The sequence below is a fragment of the Kitasatospora sp. NPDC001603 genome (assembly GCF_040298365.1).
Taxonomy (GTDB): Bacteria; Actinomycetota; Actinomycetes; order Streptomycetales; family Streptomycetaceae; genus Kitasatospora.
In genome coordinates this window covers 13,728-28,358 of sequence record NZ_JBEPAA010000028.1, presented here as the reverse complement: position 1 = coordinate 28,358, position 14,631 = coordinate 13,728, and the positions used below count along the sequence as shown (strand labels likewise).

The 14,631-nt window shown below is 75.1% G+C and carries 11 protein-coding genes and 1 pseudogene; 4 read left to right on the top strand and 8 right to left on the bottom strand.

Annotation, left to right across the window (positions count from 1 at the left end; genetic code table 11):
• Window positions 1-27 precede the first annotated feature (27 nt).
• Window positions 28-987, top strand: coding sequence for a GlxA family transcriptional regulator (locus ABT263_RS19030; protein ID WP_329491663.1), 960 nt, complete (start codon window positions 28-30; stop codon window positions 985-987).
• A gap of 453 nt (window positions 988-1,440) precedes the next feature.
• Window positions 1,441-2,439, top strand: a complete 999-nt coding sequence (gap, locus tag ABT263_RS19025) for a type I glyceraldehyde-3-phosphate dehydrogenase (protein WP_329491662.1) — start codon at window positions 1,441-1,443, stop codon at window positions 2,437-2,439.
• Between the two features lie 187 nt (window positions 2,440-2,626).
• On the opposite strand, the gene ABT263_RS19020 is transcribed toward gap, so the two are convergent.
• On the bottom strand, window positions 2,627-3,406 hold the full coding sequence (locus ABT263_RS19020) for an SDR family NAD(P)-dependent oxidoreductase (RefSeq protein ID WP_352291505.1): 780 nt from the start codon (window positions 3,404-3,406) through the stop codon (window positions 2,627-2,629).
• Window positions 3,407-4,093: 687 nt separating this feature from the next.
• Between ABT263_RS19020 and ABT263_RS19015 the strand changes: the two genes are divergently transcribed.
• A complete protein-coding gene (locus ABT263_RS19015) occupies window positions 4,094-4,948 on the top strand; it encodes a PRC and DUF2382 domain-containing protein (protein WP_352291504.1) in 855 nt (284 codons plus the stop codon).
• A 266-nt stretch (window positions 4,949-5,214) separates the two neighbouring features.
• Here the strand turns inward: ABT263_RS19015 and ABT263_RS19010 are convergent, their stop codons facing one another.
• The 5 genes and pseudogenes from ABT263_RS19010 to ABT263_RS18990 all read right to left on the bottom strand — a co-directional run bounded on the left by ABT263_RS19010 (window position 5,215) and on the right by ABT263_RS18990 (window position 11,333).
• The gene (locus tag ABT263_RS19010; RefSeq protein ID WP_352291503.1) at window positions 5,215-5,967 is read right to left on the bottom strand and encodes a DUF4232 domain-containing protein; all 753 of its coding nucleotides are present in this window, start codon (window positions 5,965-5,967) and stop codon (window positions 5,215-5,217) included.
• Window positions 5,968-6,232: 265 nt separating this feature from the next.
• A complete protein-coding gene (locus tag ABT263_RS19005) occupies window positions 6,233-7,810 on the bottom strand; it encodes a TolB-like translocation protein (RefSeq protein ID WP_352291502.1) in 1,578 nt (525 codons plus the stop codon).
• A 265-nt stretch (window positions 7,811-8,075) separates the two neighbouring features.
• Window positions 8,076-9,169, bottom strand: a pseudogene (locus ABT263_RS19000) (NAD(P)-dependent alcohol dehydrogenase).
• Complete coding sequence (locus tag ABT263_RS18995; protein WP_502885820.1) at window positions 9,166-10,569, bottom strand: aldehyde dehydrogenase family protein; 1,404 nt, start codon at window positions 10,567-10,569, stop codon at window positions 9,166-9,168. The pseudogene ABT263_RS19000 and the gene ABT263_RS18995 overlap by 4 nt, the downstream one beginning before the upstream one ends.
• Window positions 10,570-10,580: 11 nt before the next feature.
• Window positions 10,581-11,333 carry a (5-formylfuran-3-yl)methyl phosphate synthase gene (locus ABT263_RS18990; RefSeq protein ID WP_352291500.1) on the bottom strand — a complete coding sequence of 251 codons (753 nt, stop codon included), beginning with the start codon at window positions 11,331-11,333 and terminating at the stop codon, window positions 10,581-10,583.
• 603 nt (window positions 11,334-11,936) lie between these two features.
• Between ABT263_RS18990 and ABT263_RS18985 the strand changes: the two genes are divergently transcribed.
• Window positions 11,937-12,236, top strand: a complete 300-nt coding sequence (locus tag ABT263_RS18985) for a DUF4193 domain-containing protein (RefSeq protein ID WP_329491654.1) — start codon at window positions 11,937-11,939, stop codon at window positions 12,234-12,236.
• A gap of 121 nt (window positions 12,237-12,357) precedes the next feature.
• On the opposite strand, the gene ABT263_RS18980 is transcribed toward ABT263_RS18985, so the two are convergent.
• The gene (locus tag ABT263_RS18980; protein WP_502885819.1) at window positions 12,358-12,759 is read right to left on the bottom strand and encodes a cytochrome P450; all 402 of its coding nucleotides are present in this window, start codon (window positions 12,757-12,759) and stop codon (window positions 12,358-12,360) included.
• 150 nt (window positions 12,760-12,909) lie between these two features.
• Window positions 12,910-14,229: a M23 family metallopeptidase gene (locus ABT263_RS18975; RefSeq protein ID WP_352291499.1), complete on the bottom strand. Its 1,320-nt coding sequence runs from the start codon at window positions 14,227-14,229 to the stop codon at window positions 12,910-12,912.
• Window positions 14,230-14,631: the final 402 nt, after the last annotated feature.

The following is a 14,631-nucleotide window of genomic DNA, read 5'->3' as shown; positions in this document are numbered from 1 at the left end:
GGTCACGGCTCCACGTAACCTCTTCCTGTGCCCGACTCCCGCCTGCTCCGCGTCGCCGTCCTCGTCCTGGAGGGCGCGAAACCGCTCGATGTCGGCATTCCCGCCCAGGTCTTCACGACCCGCGCGAGCATGCCGTACGAGGTGCGGGTGTGCGGGGCCGCGCCCGGTCCGGTGACCGGCGGCGACGGCCTGTCGTACCTCGTCGCCCACGGCCTCGACGCGCTGGCGTGGGCCGACATCGTCTTCGTCCCCGGGTACCGGTTCCCGGGCCGCGACGACCCGCCGCGGGCCGTCGTGGACGCGCTGATCGCCGCCCATCACCGGGGCGCGCGGCTCGCCGCCATCTCGACGGGCGCCTTCGCGCTCGCCGCCACGGGCCTGCTCGACGGCAAGCGCGCCACGACGCACTGGCACTACGCGCGGGCGCTCGCGGCGAAGCACCCGCTCGTCCAGGTCGACGAGAACGTCCTGTTCGTCGACGAGGGCAGCGTCCTGACGTCCGCCGGCGCGGCCTCGGGCATCGACCTGTGCCTGCACATCCTGCGCGGCGACCTCGGGGTGGCCGCGTCGAACCACGCGGCCCGGCGCCTGGTCGCCGCCCCCTACCGCAGCGGCGGCCAGGCGCAGTACGTGCCGCGCAGTGTGCCCGAGCCGCTCGGCGAGCGGTTCGCCGCCACCCGCGAGTGGGCGCTGCACCGGCTCGGCGAGCCCCTCACCCTCGAACTGCTCGCCCGGCACGCCGCGGTGTCACCGCGCACCTTCTCGCGGCGCTTCGTCGACGACACGGGGTACACACCGATGGAGTGGGTCATGCGGGCCCGCCTCGACCGGGCCCGTGAGCTGCTGGAACGCTCCGAGCGGCACATCGAGCAGATCGCCGCCGACGTCGGTCTGGGCACCGGTGCCAATCTGCGGCTGCACTTCCGTCGCATCCTCGGCACGACGCCGAGCGAGTACCGGCGCACCTTCACCGCCCAGCAGTCCTAGGAGCAGCGGCCGGGCCGTTCCACGCGGGGTGTTCCGGGTCTACGGCGCCCCGGCCGGGGGCGGGCCGGAGGCGCCGACGGCCTGGGCGCAACGCGTGGCGAGGTGCGCGAGCGCGCTCCCGAGTTCGGGCGGCCCGACGACCTCGAGGTCGGCGTCGAAGCTGCCCAGGGCGGCGGCCGGGCCGGTCCAGGCCCAGGATCCGAGGACGAGTCGCAGCGGTCGGGGCCGAGCGCTTCGACGATCCCGTCCCGGGCGAAGCCGGCGACGGTGGGGGCGGGAAGGCCGAGCACGACCTCGCCTCGTCGCCTTCCTGGACGACGGCCGGGGGGCCGGCTCGGGTCACCTTCGAGGACGGGTGGGCTGGCGTGATCCTTTTGAACCGTGGCAATCACGCCGCTGTCGTGAGCGGGCGCCGTACGCGAGATTTGGTGGTGAACCGAAGGGACACCACTCATGACGCGCATCGCCATCAACGGATTCGGCCGCATCGGACGCAATGTGCTGCGTGCGCTGCTGGAACGTGACAGCGACCTGGAAATCATCGCGGTCAACGACCTCACGGAGCCCGCCATCCTGGCGCGGCTGCTCGCCTACGACACGACGGCCGGCCGGCTCGGCCGCCCGGTGACCGTCGACGGGAACGCCCTCGTCGTCGACGGCCGCCGCATCACGGTGCTCGCCGAGCGTGAACCCGCGCAGCTGCCGTGGGCCGAGCTCGGCGTGGACATCGTGCTGGAGGCGACCGGTCGCTTCACCTCGGCCGGGGCCGCCCGCGCCCACCTCGCCGCCGGCGCGAAGAAGGTCCTGGTCAGCGCACCGTCGGACGGTGCCGATGTGACGCTGGCGTACGGGGTCAACACCGACGCCTACGACCCGGCCGCGCACACGATCGTCTCGAACGCCTCCTGCACGACCAACGCCCTCGCGCCACTGGCCGCGGTGCTCGACGACCTCGCCGGCATCGAGCACGGCTTCATGACGACGGTGCACGCCTACACGCAGGAGCAGAACCTGCAGGACGGCCCGCACCGCGACGCCCGCCGGGCCCGTGCCGCCGCCGTCAACATCGTGCCGACCACGACCGGCGCCGCCAAGGCGATCGGCCTCGTGCTGCCGAACCTCGACGGCAAGCTGTCGGGCGACTCGATCCGCGTGCCGGTGCCGGTGGGCTCGATCGTCGAGCTCAACACCACCGTCACCCGCGACGTGACGCGCGACGAGGTCCTCGCCGCGTACCGCGCCGCGGCGCAGGGGCCGCTCGCCGGCATCCTCGAGTACTCGGACGACCCGCTCGTGTCGTCCGACATCACGGGCAATCCGGCCTCGTCCATCTTCGACTCGGCCCTGACCCGCGTCGACGGCCGACACGTCAAGGTGGTCGCCTGGTACGACAACGAGTGGGGCTTCTCCAACCGCGTGATCGACACGCTCCAGCTCCTCGCCGCCAACTGACGGCGAGTCAGCCACCGCGAAACGCTCGACCGGGATCTCCCGGTCGAGCGTTCCGCACGCGCGCACCCGACAAGCAGCGGACGAACGGGCCGGCCCCGCTCAGTAGGTGAAGTGGGTCGAGTGCCCGGTGGATGTTCCGCCCGCCCGGTCCGGTGTCAACCCGTCGGCGGTCGTCGGGGGTTGCGGATCACCCCGCAGGGATCGGGCCGAGGTAGGTGCCGCCGGAGACGTCGAGGGTCTGGCCGGTCACCCAGCGGCTCCGCGGCCCCGCCAGGAAGCCCACCACATCGGCGACGTCCTCCGGTTCGCCGATCCGTCCGAGCGCGGTGATCGACTCCAGTCCGGCCACCGCCTCGGGAGCGCCCGTCCACCCGGCGGTCATGTCGGTCAGCACCACCCCGGGTTCGACCGTGTTCACGGTGATCCCGCGCCGGCCGAACTCGTTGGCGAGCGACGGGCCGAGAGCGGCCAGCGCCGCCTTGGTCACGGTGTAGCCGATCTGGAGGGGGCTCGCGATCCGGGTGGCCGCCGAACCCACGTTGACGATCCGGCCGCCGTCCCGCAGCAGGGGCAGCGCCCGCTGGATCACGAAGATCGGCGTGCGCACGTTGACCGCGAGCAGCCGGTCCAGCTCCTCCTCGGTGAGCTGCCCGATCGAACTGGCCGAGTGGACACCCGCGTTGTTGACCAGGATGTCCAGACCGTCGGCGCCGTGCTCGGCCAGCCCGGCGGTCAGTCCCTCGAACAGCCGGTCCACCGCGCCGCTTTCGCCGAACCCGGCCCGCACCGCGAACGCCACACCGCCGGCCTCGGCGATGAGCGCCACCGTCTCGTCGGCGGCCGCTCGGTTCGCACCGTAGTGGACCGCGACCAACGCCCCCTCGGCGGCGAGCCGTCGGGCGACGGCGCGCCCGATCCCGCGCGAGCCGCCCGTCACCAGGGCGGCCTTGCCGTCCAGTTCCCCCACGTCGTCTCCCCCCGTCGGCGTCCCGGCCGGAACCGGGGCCGGTCTCGAAGCAAGGTCCGGAGTTCCGCCCCCTCGAAGGGGCGAAGATGTCCGGGATCGGCTCGTGCCGACCGATGGGCCCACCCTCTGGACCGCACTGTACGGGAGGTTCGAGGACGAAGTCCGGGGAACGCGGAGGCCGGGCCACCCGGCGGCGGGGGGCGGGCTGTCCGCAGCGGTGGCTCCGGACGCACCGGCGATGGTGCCCCACGGGTCGGCCGGAGTCCCGGGCCGAGGTCCCGGGCCGGAGTCACGGGCCGAAGTCACGGGCCGAACCCGCAGGCCAGAGTCACGGCCTGAGACCCTCGGGCGGCCGGTCCCGAATCCACCCGACCAGGTCCTCCCCACCGGCTCCGGAGGGTGACCGGCACCGACCCCGGCGGTGGGCCGAACGGGTGAACCGCAGGCTTTCCCGCCGCCGACCACCCGCCACCCACCGTGTCGCCGCCAGCACGGGTACCCCCGTTCCCGGGGCCCGCTCGCCGACACCGGCAACGCTCCGTCGCCCCCACGGCCGCAGCCCCATCCAGGCGGTGGCGCAAGCGGGTTCATGAGGCCGGTGACGCTGAGCGAACGTCATGCGGGAGGCCGTTTCGGCCCGGCCCCGATGGCAAGGCGCTCCTCAGACCCATGGAGGAGGCGTAACTGATGATCACCGAACAGCAGATCCGTACCGTCCTCGACCACCCGGTCCACGATGCCGACGGCCACCGCATCGGCAAGGCCGACCACCTGTTCCTCGACGACACGACGGGCAAGCCGGAGTGGGTGAGCGTCAAGACCGGATGGTTCGGGACGAGCGAGTCGTTCGTCCCGATCCGCGATGCCCGGATCGTCGACGACCACCTCGAAGTGCCCTACCCGAAGGCCACCGTCAAGGACGCGCCCAACGTCGACGTCGACGGCGGCAACCACCTCTCCGCCCAGGAGGAGCACCGTCTGTACGACCACTACGGCATCGCCTGGGACAACGCCTGGCACGAGGCCAACCAGCCCGGCGACGGCGGGTGGGCCCACTCCGGGGACGGGACCGCGGCCACCGGCGCGGCAGGCGCTGCCGCCGCCACCGCGGGTACGGGCGCCCGGGCGGGCACCGCGGCCGACCAGGACGACGCGATGACCCGCTCCGAGGAACGGATGACCGTCGGGACCGAACGCCACGAGGCCGGCCGCGCCCGCCTGCGCAAGTACGTCGTGGAGGAGCAGCAGCAGCGGACCGTACCGGTGCGCCACGAGGAGGTCCGCGTCGAACGCGAGCCGATCACCGAGGCCAACCGGGACGCCGCACTCGCCGGTGAGCCCATCGGCGAAGCCGAGCACGAGGTCGTGCTGCACGAGGAACGGCCGGTGGTCCGGACCGAGGCCGTGCCGGTGGAACGGGTGCGGCTGACCACCGAGGAGCTCGTCGAGCAGGAGACCGTGACCGGCACGGTCCGCAAGGAGCGGATCGAGGCGGAGCTGCCCGAGGACCCGCCCGCGACGGGCAAGGACCGGCGCCGCTGAGCCACCCGCGCCGCTGAGCGCGGTACCGCCGTCCCGACGGGCACGTGAGCAGAACGCGCGGGCGGGCACGGCCGGGGTCCTGGTGACCCCGGCCGTGGGCGGCGGCCCGCCCCCCCCCCCCGGCGGGCCGGGCCCGCGCGCGCCCGGGCGCCGGGCCGGGGGTGCGGGGGCCCCCGGCGGCCCCCGCCTGCCCTCCCCCGAGCCGGGCCGAGCCGGGCCGAGCCGAGCCGGGCAGCCGGGCAGCCGGGCCGAACCGGGCGGGTCGGCTAGTTGGGGGCGGCGGCCATCGAGGTGACCGCCTCCGCCACGCTGGACCGGTAGATGCCCATCTGCGGGTTCAGGACCCGTGCGCCGTTGCCGAGCGGGAAGTTCCGGGTGTTGGCGAGCGGCATGTTGGTGTCGTCGTCGACCAGCACGTTGAGCTCGTTGATGCCGGGGACGGTGCCCGTGGTGGCACCGCTCGGGTCGAGGTCGATCACCGCGTAGGCGCTCTGGCCCGCCGGGACGGCGAACCGCGCCGTGCCGCTCGCGAGCACCGGCTTGATGTTCTTGCTCCGGTCGGCGGCGGTGGAGTTGCCCAGGTCGACCCCCGGGGTGGAGCTCAGGCTGCAGGCGGCCGTACCGCTGTTGCGTACCTCGATCACCCACTGGGTCGGGGCCCCGGCCCGGGCCGTCGCGTGGATCGCCAGGCTGTCGATGGCGCACGGGCGGGCGGCGGCGCCGGCACTCCCGCCGTCGGGCCGGGTGCCGCTCGACGGGCTCACCCCGGACGGCGTGTGCGACGCCGCTCCGGTGGCCGGCGCGCTCGTCCTGGGCGCACCGGTGGCACCGGGCACCGAGGGGGCACCGACGGCCGGCGCGCCCGTCGCGGAGGGCGCCACGGCCACCGCGGTGGTCGCGGGCGCCGTCGAGCCGCCGGCCGCTTCGGTGTTCTCGGGCCCGCAGGCGGTCAACGCGAGACCCGCCCCGGCGACGAGCACGACGGAGACGAGCAGCGGACGGCGGCGGCGGACGAACATGGTGGCTCCCCGATGGTGGCGCGTACTGAACGGTGTTCGGACACACCACAGGACGACCGGCCGACCGCGAATGGTGGCATGCGCAGCGTCACAATCATGAGGACAGGACGGCGACGGAACCGTGACATTCGGTCGGGTACAACGCAGTTGACAGGGCGCCACCTCTCGGCAACCCACCCTTCCGGTGGGGGCGGATCGGCCCGCCCCCACCGCACGGCCGCCGCCGTCCGCACTCCGAGGTCCGAGGTCCGAGCGGCGGCGCAGGTCAGTCGTCCCGGCCCTGCTCCTGTCCCTGGTCGCCGCCGTCGCCGTGGTGCCCGGTGGTGCGGGCGTAGACCTGGTAGTCGGTGTGTTCCGGGCCGCCGGGGCCGGTCAGCAGATTGCCGCTGGTCGAGCCGAACACCACCGTGTCGCCGCGGGCGTCCACGGCCGGGTCGACCGACGATCCGTTGCCGAGCGAGCCGTCCGGCGCGGTGGAGACCCGCTCGGTGCGGCCGGTGCGCAGATCGTGGCGGTAGACGTCCCAGCCCGCGTGCTGCGGGCCCGCCACCAGGTTGTCGGCGGCGGAGGAGTAGTACACCCAGCGGTTGTCGGCGGTGATCCGGCCGTGGTCGGAGGAGCCGACCGAGGCGGTGCCGGGAAGGCCACCGCTGATCTTCGTGACGGTGCCCTTCCCGAGGTCCCGGACGTACAGCACGGTGTGGTACCGGTGGCCGTTGGTCGACCCGCCGGGCTCGGGCAGGGCGTAGATCGCGCGCCGCCCGTCGGGGCTGATCGTCGCGTCGAAGCTCGCGTAGCCGAGCGTGCCGTCGGGGGCGAGGCTGGCGGCGGAGATCCGGCCGGACGCCACGTCGTACGTGTAGTAGACACCGGTCGTCGGCCGGGCCAGACCGGGCCGGGCGCCGCGGGGCAGGTCCGCGCCGCTGCCCGGGGCGAGTTCCACGTCGGCGGCGGGACCGGCGGCGCCGGCCGCGGGCGCGGGGGTTCGGTCGGCGGGGGTCTGGTCGGCGGGGGTTCGGTCGGCGGGGGTCTGGTCGGCGGGCAGCAGGTTGCCTGCCAGCGAGGTGAAGCCGACGGTGCGGCCGTCCGCGCTGATCGTCGGGTTGAGGGACATGCTGTCGCCCGGCTTGCCGTCCACGCCGCGGGTCACCAGGCGGGTCTTCCCCGTCCAGCGGTCGGTGACGTAGATGTTGTAGTCCCAGGTGTAGGGCCTGGCCAGCGAGGCGCCGTCGCCCTGGGGGGCCGGGACGAGGTCGGTCCGGCTGGAGACGAACGCCACGTAGCGGCCGTTCGCGCTGACCGAGGGCGCGTACGAGGCGTGGAACCGGTCGGTGTCGGTGCTGACCGGTCCGCCGCTGATCAGTTCGGTGCGGCCGGTGCGGCGGTCCCGGACGTACACCTCGGTGCGTCCAGGCACCGGCAGGCCGGGGACCACGTTCACCGCGTCGCTCTCGAAGGCGACGTAGCGGCCGTCGGCGTTGATCGCGGCGTAGTCGGTGAAGCCGTCCAGCGCGTTGTCGTCGTCGGACAGGTTGACCCGCTCGGTGCGGCCGGTCGCCAGGTCGCGGACGTAGGCGTCGCGTCCGCTCTTCGCGGGCTGGGAGACCAGGTTGGTCGCCCACGAGGTGAACAGCGCGTAGCGGCCGTCGGCACTGATCTGCCGGTTCCAGGACTGGTCGTCCGGCCCGGCGCCGTTCACCCCGACGCTGACCTGGACGGTGCCGCGCGCGGCCGGACGGGCCTGGGCGGGCACGGCGGTCACGGCGAGTACGGCCGCCGCCGCGAGGACGCTGCCGCCGCCGGCCAGCCACCGGTTGCTGGTGGTGCGGGTGGTGCGTGCCATGGGTCTGTCCCTTCCCCTGGTGATCGCCCGGCCGGGCTCCCTCCCGGCAGCGGGCTCCCGACGAGCCAATCGTCGGGAGGCACGGCGGTCAACGGTCCCGGGGGATCCCGGCGGAAGATACGCCAACGAACGTATCCCGCGCGGGGGCGCGAAGCGGTACGTACTCCGCGCGGCGGCACCTCTCCCCCTCGGCGGCGCGCATCCCGCGCGGGGTGGCGAGCCGGTGCGGAGCGGCGAGCCGGTGCGGAGGCGCCCGCTCGGCGGCTCACCCGGCCGGGATCAGCACGGGCTTGACCACGCGCCCCTCGTCACAGTCGCGCTCGGCCTCGTTGACCGCGGCGAGCGGATACGTCCGGATCAGCTGGTCGAAGGGGAACCGCCCGGCCTGCCACAGTGCGGTCAGCCTCGGCACCAGCAGCCCCGGCACCGCGTCACCTTCGCAGAGGTGGGAGATCCGCCGGCCCCGGTCCAGTGCCCCCGGTTCGATCGCCAGCGCGCCGCTCAGCCGGGCCACCAGTCCGAGGTGCCCGGTCGGGCGCAGCGCCAGGAGCGCGTCGTTGATCAACCGGACGGAGCCGGTGGTGTCCAGCGCGTACCGCGCGCCGCCGTCGGTCAGCCGCCGGATGCGGCCGGGCAGGTCGGCCGAGGTGGCGGGCAGCGGGACGGCGCCGAACCGTTCGGCGAGGGCGAGCCGTTCGGTGTACCGGTCGACGGCCACGGTGACCGCGCCGGCGGCGGTGGCCGCCATCACCGCGGCCAGGCCCACCGCTCCGGCGCCGAAGACCGCGACGGTGTCGCCGGGACCGGCCGCGAAGGTGTTCAGGACCGCTCCGGCGCCGGTCAGGAAGCCGCAGCCGAGCGGTCCGAGCAGTTCGATCGGCAGTGCGGGGTCGACCCGGACGGCGTTGCGGGCCAGGACCACCGCGTACTCGGCGAACGAGGACTGGCCGAACCACCGGGGGGCCAGTCCTCCCCCGGCCGCGTCGGTGAACCGCGCGGCGTGCTCCGTGCGCCCGCCGAAGAGGTTGAGCGCGGCGAAGGAGTCGCAGTAGGCGGGGGCCGCGCCCCGGCAGCTGCGGCAGTGGCCGCAGGAGTCGAAGCTCAGCACGACGTGGTCCCCGACGTGCAGGCCGGCGTCCGGGCCGGCCGTCTCCACCACGACTCCCGCCCCCTCGTGGCCGAGGACGGCCGGCAGCGGTGAGCGGCCCGCCGAACGCCGGACGGCGAGGTCCGTCCGGCACATCCCGCAGCCCGCGATCGCACCAGGACCTCGCCGTCGGCCGGCCCCGTCCCCAGGGCCACCTCCTCGACCGTGAACGGCCCCTGGTGGGAGCGCAGGACCGCGGCGCGGAACCTCACCCCTCCTCCGGGCGGTGCACGACGAACGGCCTGAGGTTCCCGTAGAGCCCCCACGGCCCGCCCGCGACGCCGACCCCGCTCTCCTTGATGCCCGCGAAGGGCTGGGCGAGGGAGAGCTCGGCGTGGTGGTTGATCCAGGCCGTCCCGCACTCCAGCCGGTCGGCCACCGCCTCGGCGCGGTCGAGGTCCGTCCCCCAGACCGAGCCGCCCAGGCCGAAGCCGGTGTCGTTGGCCGCCGCGACGGCCTCGTCGACGCTCCGGTAGGCCAGCACCGGCAGGACCGGTCCGAACTGCTCCTGCGTCACCACCGGGCTGTCCGGCGGGACATCGGCGAGGACCGTCGGGGCGAAGAAGTGGCCCGGCCGGTCCAGCCGGTGGCCGCCGGCGGCGGCCCGGGCGCCGTCCGCCAGGGCCCGGGCCGTGTAGTGCTCGACGCGGGCCAGTTGGGGGGCGTTGTTGAGCGGCCCCAGCTGGGTGCCCGGGTCGAGCCCGGGGCCGACGACGGCGGCCCTGGCGCGCTGCGCGAGGGCCTCGACCACCTGGTCGCGGAGCCGGGCGGGGGCGTAGACGCGCTTGACCGCCATGCACACCTGCCCGCAGTTGCGGAACGCCGCCCAGAACAGCCGGTCCGCGATCCGCTCGACGTCCACGTCCTCCAGCAGGATCGCGGCGTCGTTGCCGCCCAGTTCCAGGGTGACCCGGGCCAGCGAGGGCGCCGCGCCCGCCGCGACGGCCCGGCCGGTCGGGATCGACCCGGTGAAGCTCACGTGCCGGATCCCCGGGTGGGAGACGAGCCGGGCACCGAGCGGTTCGAGCCCGGTGACGATCGTCAGGACGCCCTCGGGGAGCGCGCCGGCGAGGACGGACCCCAGCAGCCGGGTGGCGAGGGGGGTGAACGGGGAGGGCTTGAGGACCACCGGGTTGCCCGCCGCGAGCGCGGGCGCGAACTTCGCCGCCGCGAGCTGGAGGGGGAAGTTCCACGGCACGATCGCCGCCACCGGCCCGAGCGACCGCCAGCGGACCTCGCTGCGGACCGGCCGACCGTCGTCGATCGGCCGGGGCACGGGGGCGAGCCCGGCGAAGTAGCGCAGTCGGGCCGCCGTGCGGGCGACCTCGGCGACCGACTCGGCGAGGGGTTTGCCCTGTTCGCGGGTGAGCAGCGGGGCCAGCTCGGCGCGGGCCGCCTCCACCGCGTCGGCCGCCGCGAGCAGCGCGCGGGTGCGGGCGGCCGGGTCGGCCCGCCAGCCGCGCCAGGCCTGGTGGGCCCGGCCGACGACGGTGTCGAGTTCCTCGGGCCGCTGGTCGGGAGCCTCGTCGAAAGCCTCGCCCGTCGCCGGGTCGAGGACGGCGAAGTGCTCGCCGCGCGGGCCCGGCGGGCGCCGGGGCACGGGTGTCGGCAGCATGCCGGCGGTCAGCTCTGCGGAACGGCGGCCGCGTGCTCGCGGGCGTGCCGGTCCATCTCGGCCCGGAAGGCGGCCACCAGCTGCGGCCGGATCCTGCCCACCGTGCGGTCGCCGCCCTCGCAGACCGCCCCGCGCACGCCGACGATGTCGGTGCCGATCCGGGTCAGCTCGCCGAGGTCGCCGAGTCGGACGCTGCCCGCGAGGGCCGCGAGCAGCCCGGCCTCGTGGGCGAGGCGGACGAACTCCGCGCACGCGTCCGGCGGGACGTGGTCGAACAGCCGGCTCCCGTCCTTGATCGCGGTGTCGAGCATGGCCGCGTCGGAGCCGGAGCGGAGGGCGATGTCGGGCAGGGCGAGCGGGTTGACGCAGCCGATCCGGTGGGCGTCCGCGTAGCCCGAGGCGACGACGAAGGCGTCCGGCCGGTAGTCCTTCACCGCCCGGACCACCCCGCGCATGACCTCGACGGCCTGGTCCGGGGTCGTGCACCCGTAGAGGCCGACCTTGATGTACGTGGCTCCGGAGACCGCCGCTCCGAGCGCCGCCTGCGCGACCGTCCCCGGCTTGTACGGGACGTCGCCGACGGTGGCGGAGACCGGCTTGTCCGCCGGGACGGCGTCGCGGATCTCCCGGATCACCCACGGGAAGTTCGCGCCGAGCGAGCCCTCGTCGGGCTTCTTGACGTCGACGATGTCGAGGTGCTCCGCGGCCTTCGCGCAGTCGAGGGCCTCCTCGACGCTGTCCGGGGAGATGAGAAGCAACACGGTGGGCCCCTTCCGCCGCAGGTCCGCCTGCCCGGGGGGGCAGGTGGGCGGAGTCGCCCGGATCACGTGCGGTCCGCTCATCATCGCGGCGGCCCGCGGACGTCGGTAGAGCGCACGGAGTGCGAACGGGTCGTGGGGACGGCGCGCCCGGCGCACCGTGCGCCGTCCGCGCCCTCCGCGCCGACGCGAGCCGGCCGTACCGCGTGAACCGGCCGGGCCGGGGCGTCCGGCCGGGCCGCCGGGGTGCGCCGGGCCGGGCGTCGCGGGCCCGGCGGTCGTGGTCGGGGGCGCGGCCGCCGTACAGTACCGGGACGACCCGCAGCTTCGTCACCGTCCTGGTGGCACGCGATCGCGGTCGGGGGTGCGGACGGCGGATCCCGGCGGACTTCATGGCATGATCAACACCCGCGTCGGACGCGAGTGGACGCCTGTTATCCCCGCCCCGCCCCCGACCGCCCCGACCGGCCGCACGCACCGCCGCCCCCACCAGGCCTCCGACCACCCGAGGGCCGGGCCGCCAGCCCTGCCCAGCGGACCACCGCGGCCGCCACCAGGCACGTCGCACACGGCGTAAACTTCAACCACGACGACAAGGGACCATCTGTGGCAACCGACTACGACGCCCCCCGCAAGACCGACGACGACGGGTCGCACGACAGCATCGAGGAGCTGAAGACCCGCCGCACCGACACCTCCTCCGGCGCCATCGACGCCGTCGACCAGCTCGAATCGACGGACGGTGTCCAGCTGCCCGGCGCGGACCTCTCGGGCGAGGAACTCACCGTCACCGTGCAGCCGATGCTGTCCGACGAGTTCACCTGCGTGAACTGCTTCCTGGTGCACCACCGCAGCCGCCTCTCGCGCATGAAGAACGGCCGCCCCCTCTGCGTCGACTGCGACTGACCGACGGCCGCCGGCCCGCGACCGCGGCTGAACGACGACCGCGAACGGCCGACGACGGCGACCGGGGCCGCGGTACCGCCGCCCCGGTCCGGTTCCGGCGGGCGACTGCCGGAACCGACCGTCACGCGGGGACCGGGGCCGGCACGATCCAGAGCTCGGCCGGGCCGTTGACCACGGCGGACCGCAGCCGCACGGGCGGCGGGCCCTCCGGAGCCAGGACGGCGTCCGGGTGGGAGCCGAAGAACCCGGACAGGGCCACTTCGGCCTCCAGGCGGGCCAGCGGGGCGCCGAGGCAGAAGTGCGGGCCGTGGCCGAAGGCCAGGTGGTCCTTGGCCGGGCGGGTCGGGTCGAAGTCGTCCGGCCGGTCCGGGTGGACCTCCGGGTCGCGGCCGGCCGCGCCGAAGGCCAGCAGGATCGGCTCACCCCGTCGGACGACGACGCCCTCGCCGAGGTCGATGTCCTCCAGCGCGTACCGCAGCGGAAGGTGCATCACCGGGCCCTCGTGACGCAGCGTCTCCTCGATGACGTCCCCGGCGGACGGTCCCGTCCGTACCCCGTGCGAGGCCTACCGGGCACCGGCCCGCGGACGTCGCCCCACGCCTTCGCCGCGGCGCTCCGGACAGCGCGGTGGCCCGCCACCCCGGGTACGGGGTGGCGGGCCACGGGCCGGCGGTCAGAAGTCGAGCACCTGGCGGTCGAGCGGGTACGCGGAGCGGTGCGGGCCGACGTAGGGCGAGGGGTCGATCGGCAGCACGCCGGTCGGCTGCAGCCCCAGGTTGTCGTCCCAGATCCGGGGCTCGACATGGCCGAGCACCCGGAACTCCCGGAAGGTGAACGGCGGGCTGTCGGTCGGGAAGAACTCCGCCGTGGTCATCACCTGGAAGTGCAGGTGCGGGGTGGTGGAGTTGCCGCTGTTGCCGATCAGCCCGAGGACCTGGCCGGGCTCGACGCAGTCGCCCGCCCGGACCCGGAGCGATCCCGGCTGGAGGTGGGCGTAGAGCAGGTACCGGCCGGGGGCGACCTCCAGGGTGATGTGGTTGCCCACGGTGTCCTCGATCGGCGGTACCGCGGGCGGGTACGGCGGCGGGTTGTCCGGGACGCCGTCCTGGACCTCCACCACCCGGCCGCCGGCAGCGGCGAGGACCGGCTGACGATAGGTCAGATAGCTGGTGAGCTGCCCCGGGTCGCCCTCCCAGGTCTGCCCGTCGCCGCCGACCCGGTACCAGTCGATCGCGAAGCGCTGCGGAACGTAGAACGCGCCGTTGATCGGGGCGAGTCCGCGCCGGTGGTGGGTGTTGTCACAGCACGACTCGCTGGCGTACCAGCTGCCCGGGCGGACCGGCGGCAGCAGGTCCGGCGGCGCCGTACGGGCGGTCCGGGTGGGCTGCACCGTCTCCTCGAAGGGCGAGGAGCCCGACGCGGACAGGACGGCCCCCACCAGGTGGTGCTCCACCACCTCGGGGACCGGCTCGCCCGGGGCGAGGGCCAGGTCGATCCAGAGCACCCACTGCTGCGAGCCCGGGATCACCGTCTCCGCCGGTGGCTCGGGCGGCGGCGCGGCACCGCGGCCGCCGTCGGCCGCCGGGTCGCGCGGGCGGTCGCCGACCGCGCCCGGCAGCGGGTCACCGACGGGATTGGCCGCCGCGCCCAGCGCCGACCCGCTCAGCGAGCCGACGACGCGCTTGGTGGCGGCGTCCTGGACGTCCACCCGGTCCAGCCGCACCGCGAGGCTGGTGGACAGCGCGTTGGTGGTGAGCAGTTCGTAGGAGAGGTGGACCTTCCCGTCCGAGGCGTCGAACGGCGCGGGCTCGGTCATCACCGCCGCGGTCAAGGGGGTGAACTGCGTGCCCGGTGCGAGGGCGGGCCGTCCGGCCGCGTGGCCGGGCGGGCCCGCCGCGGCCAGCACGACGGCTCCCAGGACGGCGGCGGCGAGGCGGCGCAGGAGGGGCCGGCCGCCGATGCGGCCGCCGGCTGCTGGGTCCGGGTCGGTCATGGGGTTCCCGGTTCGTCGTCGGAGCCGGTCCGTCCGAGACGGACGGCGGCGCGCCCCAACGGCTGGGGCGCATGCCCATGTAAGGCGATGACGGTCCGGCTCCGCCCGACGCCGGTGCCGACCCCTGGCGAAGACCACCCGTCCGGTCGACACCGGAGCCGAGGGGGCCGGATCCGGGTCGCCGCCTGCCGCTCGCCGGAGCGGCGAGCGGTGCGACCGCCATGGTCTGAGGACGGCAGGCGCGCGCGGAGGAATCCGCGCGCGCCTGCCCGGGAGCACCCTCTACGATCGTCGGGTCCGCCGGCCGGTACGCCATGGGTCCGGGGGCCGCCGGACCGTGGTCGAGGCAGAACGGGGGTGCCTTGGTGAGGTGGCGACGGCGCACGAGGACCGGCACGGGCC

Bases quoted from the DNA above. Each gene is read 5' to 3' on its own strand.
- gap (WP_329491662.1), top strand. From the start codon at position 1,441: ATGACGCGCATCGCCATCAACGGATTCGGCCGCATCGGACGCAATGTG.
- ABT263_RS19015 (WP_352291504.1), top strand. From the start codon at position 4,094: ATGATCACCGAACAGCAGATCCGTACCGTCCTCGACCACCCGGTCCAC.
- ABT263_RS19010 (WP_352291503.1), bottom strand. From the start codon at position 5,967: ATGTTCGTCCGCCGCCGCCGTCCGCTGCTCGTCTCCGTCGTGCTCGTC.
- ABT263_RS19005 (WP_352291502.1), bottom strand. From the start codon at position 7,810: ATGGCACGCACCACCCGCACCACCAGCAACCGGTGGCTGGCCGGCGGC.
- ABT263_RS18975 (WP_352291499.1), bottom strand. From the start codon at position 14,229: ATGACCGACCCGGACCCAGCAGCCGGCGGCCGCATCGGCGGCCGGCCC.